This window comes from Pseudonocardia sp. ICBG601 (assembly GCF_020496245.1).
In genome coordinates, this window is sequence record NZ_JAHLJA010000044.1 from 37,560 (window position 1) to 51,623 (window position 14,064).

Genomic DNA, 14,064 nt, shown 5'->3' on the forward strand with positions numbered 1-14,064 from the left:
AGAGGAAGGACGCCGATCCGATGGCGACCATGAAGGCGGTCGTGCTCCGCGAGCCGCACAAGATCGAGGTCATGGAGGTCCCCAAGCCGGAGATCACCGACCCCGGTGACGTCCTGTTGCGGGTCGACCTCACGGCGATCTGCGGGACCGACCTGCACCCCTACGAGGGGCGCATCGTGATCGAGGACGACGTGGTGCTCGGCCACGAGTTCCTCGGCACCGTCGAGGCCGTCGGATCCGCGGTCAACCTCGTCTCCGAGGGCGACCGCGCCGTCGCCTCCTGCGTCGTGAGCTGCGGCAACTGCTACAACTGCCGCCGCAACCGGCCGGGCCAGTGCTTCGGCACGATGATCTTCGGGCTCGGGGTGACCTTCGGCAGCCTGTCCGGCGGCCAGGCCGAGTACGTGATCGTGCCGAACGCCGACCGCACGCTGCGCAAGCTCTCCGACGAGGGCAAGGGCAACGACGAGGACAAGCTGTTCGTCGGCGACATCATGGCGACCGGCTACGAGGCCGTCCGCAAGTTCATCCAGCCCGGCGACACCGTCGCCGTGGTCGGGGCCGGCCCGGTCGGGCTGTGCGCCGCGATGTCGGCGAACGTGCTCGGCGCCGCGCAGACGATCGTGGTGGACAAGGTCCCGGCCCGCCTCAAGGAGGCGGAGGCCATCGGTGCCGTCCCGGTGAACGCCGACGAGACCGACCCGGCCGACGCCGTGCAGGACCTCACCGACTGGCGGGGCGCCGACGTCGTGGTCGACGCCGTCGGGCACCCGTCGGCGCTGCTGTCGGCCTGCACCCTGGTCCGCTCCGGTGGCGCGATCTCGATCCCCGGTGTGTACACCGAGGACAGCATCGAGCTGCCCTTCGGCGACCTGTACCTGAAGGGCGTCACCATTGCCCAGGGCGTCGCGAACATCACGAACTACATGGACGAGACGCTGGCGCTCATCGCGGCGGGCAAGCTCGACCCGAGCCGGTTCATCTCGCACCGCATGCCGATGTCGCAGGCGACCGAGGCGTACCGGATGTTCGAGGAGCGCGAAGCCACCAAGATCGTCCTGGACCCGACCGCATGACCGCCGGGACGACCGTCCGCCACTTCCCGATGCGGATCGGTGGCAAGGACGTGGACTCGAACGACCGCCTCGAGATCCGTGACCCGCAGAACGGTGAGCTGGTCGCCACCGCCGCCTCCGGTGGCGCGTCGGCGATCGACGCGGCCGTCGACGCGGCCCAGGCCGCCTTCGACGACGGCGGCTGGTCGCGAGCCACCCCGGCGCACCGCGCCTCGGTGATGCGCGCGATCGCCGACCGGCTCGGCGAGCGGCTCGACGAGATGGTCGAGCTGGAGATCATGGCCAACGGCGCCACCGTGCGTCAGGCCACCGGCTTCCACGTCGGCTACTGCGCCCCGCACCTGGAGTACTTCGCCGGCCTGGCGGAGCGCTACGAGTTCGAGACGCCCATGCCGCGGGCCACGTTCCCGGTGCTCGGCCAGTCGACGCTCCGCAAGGAGCCGATCGGCGTGGTCGGCGCGATCGCACCGTGGAACTTCCCGCTGCTGCTGAGCCTGTGGAAGTTCGCCCCAGCCCTGGCCGTCGGCAACTCGGTGATCCTCAAGCCGGACGAGAAGACCCCGCTGTCGGCGCTGGAGTTCGCGGCCATCGCCGAGGAGTGCGGGCTGCCGCCGGGTGTGTTCAACGTCGTCCCGGGCCCCGGCCCGGACGCCGGCGCGCGCCTGGCCAGCCACCCGGGCGTCGGCAAGATCGGCTTCACCGGATCCACCGACGTCGGACGCGAGATCATGCGCCTGGCCTCGGGCACGGTCAAGGCCGTGACCCTGGAGCTCGGCGGCAAGTCGCCGGCGCTGGTCCTCGACGACGCCGACCTCGACATCGCCGTCGACGGGGTGCTGTACGGCTGCATGCTGTACTCCGGTCAGGTCTGCGAGTCGATGACCCGGCTGCTGCTGCCGGACTCGCTGCACGACGAGTTCGTGGAGCGCATGGTCGCCCGCGCGTCCACCATCCGGCTCGGGGACACCCGGGACTGGGAGACCGACATGGGCCCGGTCGTCTCGGCGAAGCAGAAGGACCGGATCCTCGAGCTGATCCGGTCCGGCAAGGACGAGGGCGCCACCGCCGTCCTGGGCGGCGACGAGGCCCACGTCGAGGGCTACGAGGGGGGTCACTGGATCCAGCCGACCATCTTCACCGGCGTCCGCAACGACATGCGGATCGCCCGCGAGGAGATCTTCGGTCCGGTGCTGTCGGTCATCCGCTACGGCTCGGAGGCCGAGGGCGTCGCCCTGGCCAACGACACGCAGTACGGGCTGGCGTCGTCGGTGTGGAGCCGGGACAACTCCCGGGCCCTGGACGTCGCCGAGAAGATCAAGGCCGGCTCGGTCTGGATCAACGACGCGCACCAGATCAACTGCGAGGTGCCGTTCGGCGGGTACAAGCAGTCCGGCGTCGGCCGTGAGCTCGGCCCACGCGCGCTGGCCCCCTACGTCGAGGAGAAGAACGTCCACCTCGACCTGTCCGGCACCCGCGAGGCGCGTCCGTACGACGTCCTGCTGAGCCACGCCGACGACTGAGGCCTGCCCCGCCATCGGCCCCGTCCCCCGGTACCCCCTCACCGGGGGACGGGGCCGCCTCTCCCGATGGGGGTACGACCTCCCCCTCCCGGGGAGACGACCGTCCCCACGTCTCTCCGCACACTCGTCAGTGACCCCGTGTCACCAGCTTTCCGCCCGCGGAGCACCCCGCCGGGCTCGGAGGAGATCCGATGACCGCCACCTTCGACGCCACCGACTTCGAGTCGGAGATGTACGACCCGGATGCCGTGGACATGATCCCGGCCACCAGCGAGGGCAAGCCCGAGCACTACCCGATCGACATCTCCACCAAGGCGTTCTGGAACCAGACCTCGGAGCAGCGTGAGGAGACCTTCAAGGTCCTGCGCCGCGAGCAGCCGGTCTCCTGGCAGCGTCCGGTCGACGACGCCGTCACCCCCGACCCCGACGACCCCGGCTACTGGGCGGTGGTCAGCCACGCCGACATCGTCACGGTCAGCCGGGACAACGACACCTACATCTCCGGGCAGGGTGTGCTGTTCGACCTGCTCCCGCCGATCTTCCTCGAGCTGACCCAGTCCTTCCTCGCGATGGACAACCCCAAGCACGACCGGCTCCGCAAGCTCGTCGCCTCGGCGTTCACGCCCAAGCAGATCAAGCTGATCGACGACCGGATCGCGCTGGCCGCGAAGGAGATCATCGACGACGTCGTCGCCGAGCCCTCCGGCGAGATCGACTTCGTCCAGCGGGTCGCGAAGGTGCTCCCCACCCGCATCTTCTGCGACATCATGGGCGTCCCCGAGCACCTGCGCGAGGCCACTGAGCGCAACGCCGCCGACATCGTCGCCTGGGCCGACGACGAGGTCCTCGCCGGCCGCGCCGCCGACGAGGTGCAGGTGCAGGCCGCGACGAACCTGCACGACATCGCCGCCGAGCTCATCGAGCTGAAGACCGCGGAGCCGTCCGACGACCTGATCACCTCGCTGATCAACGCCGAGGTCGACGGCCAGAAGCTCGACGAGTTCGAGATCGGCTCGTTCTTCGTGCTCATGGCGGTCGCCGGCACCGACACCACCCGGCACACCTCGGCGTTCACCGTCCGCGCCTTCACCCACTTCCCCGAGCAGAAGCAGTGGCTCATGGAGGACTTCGACGGCCGGATCAACAACGCGATCGAGGAGTTCGTCCGGTACGCCTGCCCGGTCATGACCTTCCGCCGCACCGCGGTCGTCGAGACCGAGCTGGGCGGCAAGAAGATCGTCCCCGGCGACAAGGTCGTCATGTTCTACCCGTCGGGCTGCATGGACGAGAAGGTCTTCGACGACCCGGAGAAGTTCGACCTGTCCCGGGAGAACGCGAAGGCGCACCCCGGCTTCGGCGGCGGCGGCGTGCACTTCTGCCTCGGCAACCAGCTCGCGAAGTCCATGCTCAAGGCGCTGTTCCGCGAGCTGCTGTTCCGCATCCCGCAGTTCGAGGTCGGCGAGCCCGAGCTGCTGGGCACCAACTTCATGCGCGGGGTGAAGCGCATGCCGTTCCGATTCTCCCTGGAGAAGTGATGGGTCTGCGTATCGAGCTCGACGAGGGCAAGTGCAGCGGCCTGGGCCTGTGCGAGGCCGAGGCGCCGGAGCTCTTCGAGGTCCGCGACGACGGTTCGCTCGCGGTGCTGGACGCCACCCCGGCCGAGGAGCACCGGGCGGCCTGCGAGGCGGCGATCGCCTCCTGTCCGACCGAAGCACTGCGCCTCGTCGAGAGCTGACCGCACGCACCCCCTCACCGCGGGGACGCCGGGAGACCGCCACTCCCGGCGTCCCCACTCCCTTCTCCGGAGGAGCACACCGTGGAGCACCTCGTCGTCGTCGGTGCGTCGCTGGCCGGCATCCGGGCCGTCGAGGCGGCGCGCAAGGCCGGCCACCAGGGCGCCGTGACCCTCGTCGGGGCCGAGCGGCACCTGCCCTACGACTGCCCGCCGTTGTCGAAGGCCTTCCTCGACGACACCGGCGAGGAGCCGGCCGACCCGCGGTTCCGGACCGAGGAGCACCTGCGCCACGAGCTGGGGGGGGGGGAGCTGCGCCTCGGCGTCCCGGCGACCTCGCTGGACACCGCGTCGAGGCTGGTCGGGCTCGGCAACGGCTCCGAGCTGGGCTACGACGCTCTGGTCGTCGCGACCGGCGGGGCGGCGCGGACGCTGCCCGGCACCGAGGACCTCTCCGGGGTGCACGCACTGCGGACCTGGGACGACGCGCTCGCCGTCCGCTCCGCGCTGGACGCGGGTGCCCGCACCGTCGTCATCGGTGCGGGGTTCATCGGCTCGGAGGTCGCGAGCTCGGCGCGCAAGCGCGGCCTGCCCGCGACGATCGTGGAGACCCTGCCGGTCCCGCTGGTGCGTTCGGTCGGCGAGGACATGGGCAAGGCCTGCGCCGACCTGCACCGCGCGCACGGCACCGACCTGCGCTGCGGAGAGACCGTCGACGGGCTGGAGTCCTCCGGCGGCGCGGTCACCGGGGTCCGCCTGGGGTCGGGCGAGATCGTCCCGGCGGACCTGGTCGTCGTCGGGATCGGGGTGTCCCCGTGCACCGGCTGGCTGGAGGGCTCGGGCGTCGAGCTGCACGAACGCGACCGCGGCGTGGTCGCCGACGCCACGCTGCGTGCCGCCGACGGGGTGTACGCCGCGGGCGACGTGGTGCACTTCCCGAACCACCTGTTCGACGGCGAGGTCATGCGGCTGGAGCACTGGACCACCGCCGCCGAGCAGGGCGCGGTGGCCGCCAGGAACGCGCTGGACCCGGCGAACGCCACCGAGCTCGGCACCGTTCCGTACTTCTGGTCGGACTGGTACTCCAGCCGGATCCAGTTCGTCGGCCGGCCCGCGGCCGACGAGATCCGGGTGGTGTCCTCCGAGCAGGGTGACGACCGCTTCCTCGCGCTCTACCGGCGCGGCGACCGGCTGGTCGGGACGATCACGATCGACCGGCCCACCCAGATCATGAAGTACAAGCGGCTGATCTCGAAGCGGGCGAGCTGGGCCGAGGCGCTGCAGTTCGCCGGGGTGGGCTAACCGTTCCGCTGGCCGTGCTGACCCGAGGCGTCCGCGGCATCGCCGTCGTCGACCTCGAGCATCCGGCGGGCCAGGCGCTTCCAGCTCGCGAGGTGCGGCTCGGTCTCGTGGTCGCGGGGGTTGATGGCGTAGGTCATCGCGACCCCGCGCATGCTGGTGAACAGCAGCTCGCGGCACTCGTCGAAGGCCGGGTGGCTGGACAGCGCGGGGCCGAACAGGGTGGCGACCACGTGGGCCACCGCGGTGCCGAGGCGCCGCTCCGCGGGGAGCAGCTCGGCACGGATGTCGTCGTTGGTGCGGGCCGCGACCCACAGCTCCATCGACGCCCAGAAGTACGGCTGCATGAACGTGCCCCACAGCAGCTCCACGGCCCGCTCACAGCGGGCGGTGCCGGTGGTCCCCCCGTACTCCGAGTCCACCACCCACTGCTCCATGTCGGCGATCCGCTCGGCGGCCAGGTGCTGCGCGGCCGCGATGAGCAGCGACTCGCGGCTCGGGAAGTGGTGCAGCAGCCGCCCGCGCGACACCCCCGCACGCCGCTGCACGGTCACGGTCGTCGAGTGCGCGTGGCCGTGCTCGTACAGCTCGTCGAGGGCGGCCGCGAGGATGATGGCCCGGCTGCTGGCCCGGCGTTCGTCCTGCGTGCGGCGGGGGCGGGGCGAATGCGGTCCGCCCGCGGGGGAAGCCATGCCGGGGAGGGTAGCCCTCGGCGGCGTGACGGACGGCCGTACGTGCTGCTCCACCCGCCCCCGGGGTTCGTCGTCCGAGGGGGTGTCGATGATCGACGACGACACTCGTCCGCTCACATCGTGGGACGGGACGTAACACTCTCGGGTATCCGCTTCGATCACCAGAGTGACGTCGGACGTGAGGCGGGTGGATGGACAGCACCGGACCGTACGGGCGGTACTACGCGGAGCGCGCCGCGGCGGGTCAGCGCACCGTGCTGTGGCCGTGGCTGCTGCTGGCGCTGGTCGTACCGGTGGTGCTGCTGGGCGGCGCGTTCGTGAACGGCGACGACCGTGCCGAGGCGACCACCGTCCACCAGGCCGCGCCCGTCCCGGCGCGGGAGGCGACCGAGGGCGTGTACCGGGCCGGTCTCGACCTCGCACCGGGCACCTGGGCCACCGACGGTCCGACCCCGGGCCGGGAGTGCGGCTACACGCGCACCGGCGTGGACGGCACCGAGGTGTCCCGCGGGGTCCTGCACGGTCCGGCCGCCGCCCGGATCCTCGACGGCGAGTCGGTCGTCCTGACCGGCTCCTGCACCTGGTCGCTCCGCTGACCCGTCGGTCGGGATCGCCCGTCCGCGTGCCCGGTCCGTACATTCAGCGGGGTGCGTGACGCCGAGTCGGGACCGGTCCCCGGACCTGCCGTGCTCCGTCGCGAGCCGGGGCGGCTGCTCTGGGAGCAGCTGCTCGAGGACCTGCGCCGCCGCCTGGACTCCGACGCGTTCGCCCACGGCTTCCCCGGCGAGCTCGCCCTGGGCCGGGAGTACGGCGTCAGCAGGCACACCGTCCGCCAGGCGGTGAAGGTGCTGCGCGACGAGGGCCGCGTCGTCGGGACGCGGGGCCGGCCGTCGCGGCAGGCGGCGCCGGTCGAGACCGCCCAGCGCCTGGGCGCGCTGTACAGCATCCACGAGTCCGTCCGGGCCATGGGCCTGGAGCAGCGCAGCGTCGTGCGCTCGCTGGACGTCCGCGCCGACGGCGTGGTCGCGGCGCGGCTCGGTCTGGAGGAGTCGACACCGCTGGTGCACCTGGAACGGCTGCGGCTGGCCGGTGGGGAGCCGCTCGCGCTGGACCGGGTGTGGCTCCCGCACGACCTGGCCGCGCCGCTGCTGCACGCCGACTTCACCGGGGTCGCCCTCTACCAGCGCTACGCCGAGCTGTGCGGCGTGGTGCTCACCGGCGGCCACGAGACCATCGCGCCGATCCTGCCCACCCCCGCCGAACACCGGCTGCTGGGCGGGAGCCCGTCGACCGCCGCGTTCTCGGTGTCCCGGCTCGGCAGCGCGAAGGGGCGCCCGGTCGAGTGGCGCCGCACGCTGGTGCGCGGGGACCGCTTCGTGCTGCGGGCCGACTTCTCCACCCGCGACGGCTACCAGCTCGACTTGCTCAAGGACCCCGACCGCAGCGACCCGCGTCGCTGAACGCCCCTATGCGGGGCGAGCAGGTTCGGAGCGGGCGAGCGCACCGTGCACGGTCCGGGCCCCGACGAGGAGCCAGGCCGCCACCAGCAGCACGTACAGCGCTGTCGCGACGACGGCGAGCGCCGGCGTTTCCAGCCGTTCCACCAGCAGGTTCGTGCCGGTCACGCAGGTCCCCAGCGGGAAGGTGAAGCTCCACCAGGTCAGCGTGAACGGCAGTCCCCGCCGGATGGTCCGCAGGGTCACTGCGGCCGCGAGCGCCAGCCACAGCATCGCGAACCCCCACACCGGGACTCCGTAGACCACCGCGATCACCGCCGCGGCGCCCGCGTACGGCTCCGGCACGCTGCCGGGCGCGGCGTTCGCCAGGAGCCCGGCCGCGGTGACCGACTGGCCGAGCGGGCCGAGCACGATCCACAGGGTGGGGACGGCCGCCGCCGGTCCGGTCCCGTGCACGACGAGCCGGTGCCAGATCTGCGGGAGCAGGGCCAGCGTCGCGAACAGGCTCATCCCGAACAGCGCGACGCAGGCGAGCAGCAGCGTGGTGCGGCCCTGGCCCGGCGCCAGGTGCACGACGAGCAGCGCCCCGTCCGCGGCCGACACCATCGGCGGCACCACCGGCAGCAGCCACGCGGGGGACACCGCGTCCGGCCCGACCGTGTGCCGGGTGATCATCAGATACGGCACGCCGACCGCGGTGACCAGCCCGAACACCGTCCCGACGAGCCACAGCACCGCGCTCGTCGCGAGCGCGGCCGGAGCGCCGAGCACGGCAGGGCCGAACTGGACCGCGCCGGCGCCGACCGTCATGAAGGCCATCGCGACCGCGCCGTAGGACTGCACGGCCACCGGGTCCGCGGCGTGCGCGCGGGCCCGCTCGGGGGAGCGCACCCGGTGCGCCACCGCCGCGGCCACGAGCACCACCAGCAGTGCCGAGGCCAGGCCCCACACCCCGGTCGCCCACGCGGTCAGCAGCGGGGAGCGGAACGGCAGCGTCGCGGCGGCCCCGCCGACGATCCCGGTGCCCATCACCGCGGCGAACCAGTTCGGCCCGAACGAGCGGACCGCGTCGCCAGGGGTGTCGAGCCCGCGCAGCAGCCCGAGGCGGACGAACGCGTGCGGCGGAGCGGCCGCGGCCGGGGGACGGAGGTGCGTGGTCATGTCCCCACGGTCGGCCGGTCGGTGACCGGGCGGTACCCGTCGCGGCGTTGCGGAGTCACAATCAGAGGTTGTGACCCTGTCCCCGCGCGTCGCCGACCTCGTGCCCTACGACCTGCTGGTCTCGGTCGCCACCCTGGGGAGCATGGGCAGGGCCGCCGCGGCCCACGGCATCTCCCAGGCCGCGGTCAGCGCCCGGGTCAGGACACTCGAGGCCGCACTCGGGCTGACCCTGCTGGAGCGGTCGCCGCGCGGTACCCGGCTCACACCGGACGGGGCGCTCGTCGTCGAACGGGCGCGGGCCGTGCTGGACGCCGCGCACGCCCTGGACGAGGGCGTCGCCGCGCTGCGCACCGACCGGGCGGCCCGGCTGCGGGTGGCCGCCAGCTTCACCGTCGCGGAGTACCTGCTGCCCCGCTGGCTGGTCGCGCTGCGCGCCGAGCTGCCCGGCACCGCGGTCACGCTGACCTCGCACAACACCGCCGAGGTGGTCGACGACGTCCGCTCCGGCGACGCCGACCTCGGGTTCGTCGAGGGCCCGGACCTGCCCGCCGACCTCGACGGCCAGGTCGTCGGGCGGGACCGGCTGGTGCTCGTCGTCGCGCCGGACCACCCGTGGGCCCGGCGCCGCGCGGTGGACGCGTCGCGGCTCGCGACGACGCCGCTGGTGGCCCGCGAGCCCGGCTCGGGCACCCGGGAGTTCCTGGAGCGCGCCCTCGGGGACGTCGCGCCGCCGGTGCTGGAGCTCGGCTCGACGACGGCGATCAAGAACGCGGTCGCGGGCGGCGCGGGCCCGGCGGTGATCAGCGGTCTGGCGGTGGCGGCCGAGGTGGCGGCCGGAACGCTGCGGACGGTCCCGGTGCGCGGCGCCGACCTGCAGCGACGCCTGCGCGCCGCCTGGCGGCGGGGCCGCGCGCCGTCCGGGCCCGCGCTGGTCCTGGTGCGGCTCGCGGCTCACCGATGACCGGTTCCGGGGCACCGCAGGTTCCCGGCCGCGCCGGACGGGCGCCGCGGACGGGACCGTCGAGGTGCAGGCTCAGCAGGCAGCCAGGGCCGTGTCGAGGTCCGGGTACCAGGTGATGACCTGGTCCAGCCCGGTCATCCGCACCGGTCGGATCACCGCCCGGTTGTCCGGGCCGGTGACCCCGTCCAGGCGGACCCCGGCCTCGCCGGCCGCCCGCGAGGACCGGACCACCGCCGTCAGACCGTGCGACCCGAGGAACCCGACGCCGGACAGGTCCAGCAGGGCCCGCGCCGGTCGCGTCTGGTGGAGCATCTCCGACATCCGCACCCGGATCGCCTCGGCCTCGGCGAGGTCGACCTCGCCGATCACCTCGAGGACGGTCACCCCGGGCGCCGGGGTGTGCTCGCGCAGGCTCACCCGGGAGTGCGGTTCCGGCCAGCTGCCCGTGTGGCCGAGCCGCCGGCGGTCGGGCTCGGCCGCCGTCACGACGGCCGCCCGACGCCGGGCACCCCTGGCCGGCGACCCCGCCTGCCCGATGGGGCGGGGCCGCGTGTCCGGGGACGTGCGGCCGAGTTTCCGATGGGCTCACCGTACCGGGCCCGGGTCGGTTGTCCACCGGTCGACCTGCAGGATCCCGGCCCGAGGGACAGTCTTCACCGGGTGACCACCTCCGCATCACCGCGGCCGGAGGACCCGGCCGGCGACGGGGCCGTGACCGTCGTGCGGCGCGGGCCGGCGGGCGCCGGCACACCCGCCGGGACGATCGTCCGGCCGCCGCAGGAGTGATCCGCCGCCCGCCGGGAATCCCGTCGGGGCACACCCGAGGAGAGGACACCCGTCGTGCAGATCGGCTTCAAGCTCTTCGCCGAGGCCTACACACCGCAGGAGATGGTCCGTCAGGCCGTCCGTGCCGAGGAGGCCGGTTTCGACTTCGTCGAGATCTCCGACCACTACCACCCGTGGCTGGAGAGCCACGGCCACTCCGGGTTCGCCTGGTCGATCCTCGCCGCCATCGCGATGCGGACCGAGCGGATCGGCCTGGCCACCGGGGTGACCTGCCCGACGATCCGCTACCACCCGGCGATCATCGCCCAGGCCGCGGCGACGACCGCGCTGCTGTCCGAGGGCCGGTTCACCCTCGGCGTCGGCTCGGGCGAGCAGCTGTCCGAGCACGTCACCGGACATCCGTGGCCGGTCGTCGGCGTGCGGCACGTGATGCTCCGCGAGGCGCTGGAGATCATCCGGCTGCTGTGGACCGGTGGCTACCGGACCTACCGCGGCACCCACCTGTCCGTCGAGGACGCGCGGGTGTTCGACCTGCCGGAGACGCTGCCGGACATCGTCGTCGCCGCGGGTGGGCCGAAGGCGGCCCGGATCGCCGGTGAGCTGGGTGACGGCCTGTTCGCCACCGAGCCCCGCACCGACCTGATCGACGCCTACACCGCCGCAGGCGGCACCGGTTCCCGCTGGGCCGAGGTCCCGCTGGCCTACGCCGGAACCGTCGACGCGGCGCTGGAGTCGGCGCACCGGCTGTTCCGGTTCGGCCCGACCGGCTGGAAGATCCAGGCCGAGCTGCCCAACGTGCGCAACTTCGAGGCGGCGACGGCCTTCGTCCGTCAGGAGGACATGGCCGACGCGTTCGGAGCGGGCCCGGACGTCGAGGCCCACGTCGCGACGGTGCAGGGCTTCGCCGACGCGGGCTACGACCGGCTCGCGCTGATCAGCGCCGGACCGGACGTCGACGAGTTCTTCACCTTCTACGAGGAGCAGCTCGCCGGCCGCCTGCGCGACCTCGCCGGCCGGTGACCACGGATCGGGCACCGGACGGGTCGGCGTGCGACGTGTCCGGTGCCCGACCGTGACCACGGCCGGTCGGTCCTACGGTCCCGGTGACCGCGCCGCGGCAGGCACCGGGACGAGCGGGCCCCTCGTCAGCCGTCCAGCTTCGACGGGTCCAGGGTCGCCGTCTTCACCCCGAGGCTGCGGTTGAGCAGCAGGGTGATCCCGTAGAGGACCAGGCCGAGCAGGAGCAGCAGCCCGGCCAGCTCGTACTGGATCGCGTCCCGCCCGGAGAAGGGCAGGACCAGGTACAGGCTCGCGACCGCGCCGACGATCGGCAGTCCGGGCGGGGCCCGGAAGTGGTCCTCGGCGATCCGGTCGCGGCGCAGCACCAGCACCGCGATGTTGACGATCGTGAACACCGCGAGCAGCAGCAGCGACGTGGTGCCGCCGAGCGCGGAGACGACGTCGGAGTCCGAGTCGAGCGACACGTAGCTGATCAGGGCGAACGAGATCAGCGTCGTGAAGATGATCGACACCCACGGCGTGCGGCGGAACGGGTGCACCCTGGCCAGCGGCTTGGGCAGCACGGCCTGGTTGGCCATCCCGTAGAGCAGCCGCGATGCCATCAGCATGTTGATCAGGGCCGAGTTGGCGACGGCGAACATCGAGATGAACGGCAGCACGACGTCGGCCGGGATGCCGGGGGCGCCGGCGCGGACGACCTCGACCAGCGGCGTCTCGCTCGCGGCCAGCGGGCCGACCGGGACCAGCGCCACCGAGCAGATGGCGACGAGCACGTAGATGATCCCGGTGACGGTCAGGCCGGTGATCATGATCTTGGGGAAGATGCGGCGCGGCTCGTGGCACTCCTCGGCCATGTTCACCGAGTCCTCGAAGCCGACCATCGCGAAGAACGCGAGCGAGGTCGCCGAGGTGACGGCGAGGAACACCCCCTTGTCCTCCGGGGTGTCGAAGGCGACCACGCGCGACCAGTCGGCGTCGCCGCCGGCGATGGCGTAGATCCCGATCAGGATCACCAGGAGCAGGCCGGACAGCTCGACCAGGGTGAGCACCACGTTGAGCTTCACGCTCTCGCCGACGCCGCGGAAGTTCACCAGCGCGACCAGCAGCATGAAGCCGAGCGCGATCAGGACGATCCCGCCGTTGCCCAGGTCCAGCCCGAAGCCCTCGTTCAGGTTCGCCGCGAACGCCCGTGACGCCGTCGACGCCGAGGTGATCCCCGAGCTCATCACCACGAAGGTGACCATGAAGGTCAGGAAGTGGATGCCGAACGCCTTGTGCGTGTAGAGCGCCGCACCCGCCGCCTGCGGGTACTTGGTGACGAGCTCCAGGTAGGAGAACGCGGTGATCATGGCGACGGCGAAGGCGACCAGGAACGGCACCCACGCCGCCCCGCCGACCTCCTCGGCGACCTGACCGACCAGGGCGTAGATCCCGGTACCCAGGATGTCGCCGATGATGAACAGCAGCAGCAGCTTGGGCCCCATGACGCGCTTCAGCCCGGGACCGTCCTCCGCCACCTGCGTCGTGGCTTCCGCCATCGTGCCGTGCTCCCCTCCGCGGCGGCCCGGTGCCGCCCGCGACCGGGCCAGCCTGGTGGGGGGTTCGTGCCGTGTCGAGTCGAAAGGGCGGCGTGTTTCCTCCGGAACGAGTGTGTGTGCCGTCGGCCACCGGACGGCCACCCTCCGATGTCTGCTCGCGGGCCGTCGGGCGGCGCCCCGGAGAGGATCGGGCTCAGCCGCGGTGGCGGGGCCGGCGCGGAGTGTCCGGGTAGGGCTCGGGGTGGCCGTCGTCGACCGGGCCGGGCCGGGGTGCCGGCGGCGGAGGCAGCGGACGGCCCTGCGGCGAGCCGGGCGGCACCGGCGGCGCCGGCGCCGTTGGCTGCCCGACGGCACCGGGCGATGGCGCGAGGGTCCGCTCGCGGTCCCGCTCGGCCTGGTCGCGGAGCAGGTCGCGGATCTCCTTGAGCAGGTCCAGGTCGGTCTCGAGGGCCGGGTCCTCCGCGTCGCGCCTGCGGCGGTCCTGGAGCCACTTCATCGGGAAGACGACCAGGAAGTAGATGACCGCGGCGGTGATCAGGAAGGTGATGACGGCGTTGAGGAAGCTCGCGTAGTCGAGCTGCACCTCGTCGGTCAGCGGGATCGTGCCCGGGGGCACGGCGTTCTCCCCGCCGGAGAACAACCGGAGCAGCGGCTCCAGGAACGCCTTGGTGAAGGCGGTGACCACGGACGTGAACGCCGCACCGATGACGACGGCGACGGCCAGGTCGATCACGTTGCCGCGCAGCAGGAATTCCTTGAAGCCCTTCAGCACGCCGGAGCACTCCTCGGGGTCGGGGGCGGGGTGGGTCCGGCGCAGGAGGG

At 72.8% G+C, this 14,064-nt stretch carries 14 protein-coding genes and 1 pseudogene; 10 read left to right on the top strand and 5 right to left on the bottom strand.

The features are described 5' to 3' along the window. Positions 1–20 precede the first annotated feature (20 nt). The 5 genes from KPL57_RS16160 to KPL57_RS16180 all read left to right on the top strand — a co-directional run bounded on the left by KPL57_RS16160 (position 21) and on the right by KPL57_RS16180 (position 5,630). On the top strand, positions 21–1,076 hold the full coding sequence (locus KPL57_RS16160) for an alcohol dehydrogenase catalytic domain-containing protein (RefSeq protein WP_226352251.1): 1,056 nt from the start codon (positions 21–23) through the stop codon (positions 1,074–1,076). Further along, entirely contained in the window at positions 1,073–2,596 is a 1,524-nt protein-coding gene (locus tag KPL57_RS16165; protein ID WP_226352252.1) for an aldehyde dehydrogenase, read from the top strand. The genes KPL57_RS16160 and KPL57_RS16165 overlap by 4 nt, the downstream gene beginning before the upstream one ends. A gap of 191 nt (positions 2,597–2,787) precedes the next feature. Next, positions 2,788–4,131 (top strand): cytochrome P450, encoded by a 1,344-nt coding sequence (locus KPL57_RS16170; RefSeq protein ID WP_226352253.1) that lies wholly within the window; start codon positions 2,788–2,790, stop codon positions 4,129–4,131. Continuing rightward, positions 4,131–4,331, top strand: a complete 201-nt coding sequence (locus tag KPL57_RS16175; protein WP_020627742.1) for a ferredoxin — start codon at positions 4,131–4,133, stop codon at positions 4,329–4,331. Before KPL57_RS16170 ends, KPL57_RS16175 begins: the two co-directional genes overlap by 1 nt. A gap of 81 nt (positions 4,332–4,412) precedes the next feature. Continuing rightward, positions 4,413–5,630: an NAD(P)/FAD-dependent oxidoreductase gene (locus KPL57_RS16180; protein ID WP_226352254.1), complete on the top strand. Its 1,218-nt coding sequence runs from the start codon at positions 4,413–4,415 to the stop codon at positions 5,628–5,630. Here KPL57_RS16180 and KPL57_RS16185 read toward each other — a convergent pair. Next, positions 5,627–6,319 (bottom strand): TetR/AcrR family transcriptional regulator, encoded by a 693-nt coding sequence (locus KPL57_RS16185; RefSeq protein ID WP_075308972.1) that lies wholly within the window; start codon positions 6,317–6,319, stop codon positions 5,627–5,629. The genes KPL57_RS16180 and KPL57_RS16185 overlap by 4 nt on opposite strands. Before the next feature lie 191 nt (positions 6,320–6,510). On the opposite strand from KPL57_RS16185, the gene KPL57_RS16190 reads away from it, so the two are divergent. Both KPL57_RS16190 and KPL57_RS16195 read left to right on the top strand, forming a co-directional pair. Next, entirely contained in the window at positions 6,511–6,915 is a 405-nt protein-coding gene (locus KPL57_RS16190) for a hypothetical protein (protein ID WP_226352255.1), read from the top strand. A 51-nt stretch (positions 6,916–6,966) separates the two neighbouring features. Then, a complete protein-coding gene (locus KPL57_RS16195; protein WP_226352256.1) occupies positions 6,967–7,779 on the top strand; it encodes a GntR family transcriptional regulator in 813 nt (270 codons plus the stop codon). Between the two features lie 6 nt (positions 7,780–7,785). Here KPL57_RS16195 and KPL57_RS16200 read toward each other — a convergent pair whose 3' ends face one another. Continuing rightward, a complete protein-coding gene (locus tag KPL57_RS16200; protein WP_226352257.1) occupies positions 7,786–8,937 on the bottom strand; it encodes a TDT family transporter in 1,152 nt (383 codons plus the stop codon). A 70-nt stretch (positions 8,938–9,007) separates the two neighbouring features. Here KPL57_RS16200 and KPL57_RS16205 point away from each other — a divergent pair, with 70 nt between their 5' ends. After that, complete coding sequence (locus KPL57_RS16205; protein ID WP_308187898.1) at positions 9,008–9,898, top strand: LysR family transcriptional regulator; 891 nt, start codon at positions 9,008–9,010, stop codon at positions 9,896–9,898. 72 nt (positions 9,899–9,970) lie between these two features. Here KPL57_RS16205 and KPL57_RS16210 read toward each other — a convergent pair whose 3' ends face one another. Then, positions 9,971–10,384 carry an STAS domain-containing protein gene (locus KPL57_RS16210; protein WP_020627735.1) on the bottom strand — a complete coding sequence of 138 codons (414 nt, stop codon included), beginning with the start codon at positions 10,382–10,384 and terminating at the stop codon, positions 9,971–9,973. 174 nt (positions 10,385–10,558) lie between these two features. Between KPL57_RS16210 and KPL57_RS66585 the strand changes: the two genes are divergently transcribed. Both KPL57_RS66585 and KPL57_RS16215 read left to right on the top strand, forming a co-directional pair. After that, entirely contained in the window at positions 10,559–10,684 is a 126-nt protein-coding gene (locus tag KPL57_RS66585; RefSeq protein WP_255677151.1) for a hypothetical protein, read from the top strand. Between the two features lie 54 nt (positions 10,685–10,738). Next, positions 10,739–11,704, top strand: a complete 966-nt coding sequence (locus KPL57_RS16215; RefSeq protein WP_149663612.1) for a TIGR03557 family F420-dependent LLM class oxidoreductase — start codon at positions 10,739–10,741, stop codon at positions 11,702–11,704. A gap of 125 nt (positions 11,705–11,829) precedes the next feature. Here KPL57_RS16215 and KPL57_RS16220 read toward each other — a convergent pair whose 3' ends face one another. Further along, positions 11,830–13,242 (bottom strand): APC family permease, encoded by a 1,413-nt coding sequence (locus tag KPL57_RS16220; RefSeq protein WP_043282049.1) that lies wholly within the window; start codon positions 13,240–13,242, stop codon positions 11,830–11,832. A gap of 400 nt (positions 13,243–13,642) precedes the next feature. Then, a pseudogene (mscL, locus tag KPL57_RS72215) lies at positions 13,643–14,014 on the bottom strand (large conductance mechanosensitive channel protein MscL); the annotation flags it as partial. Between the last annotated feature and the right edge of the window lie 50 nt (positions 14,015–14,064).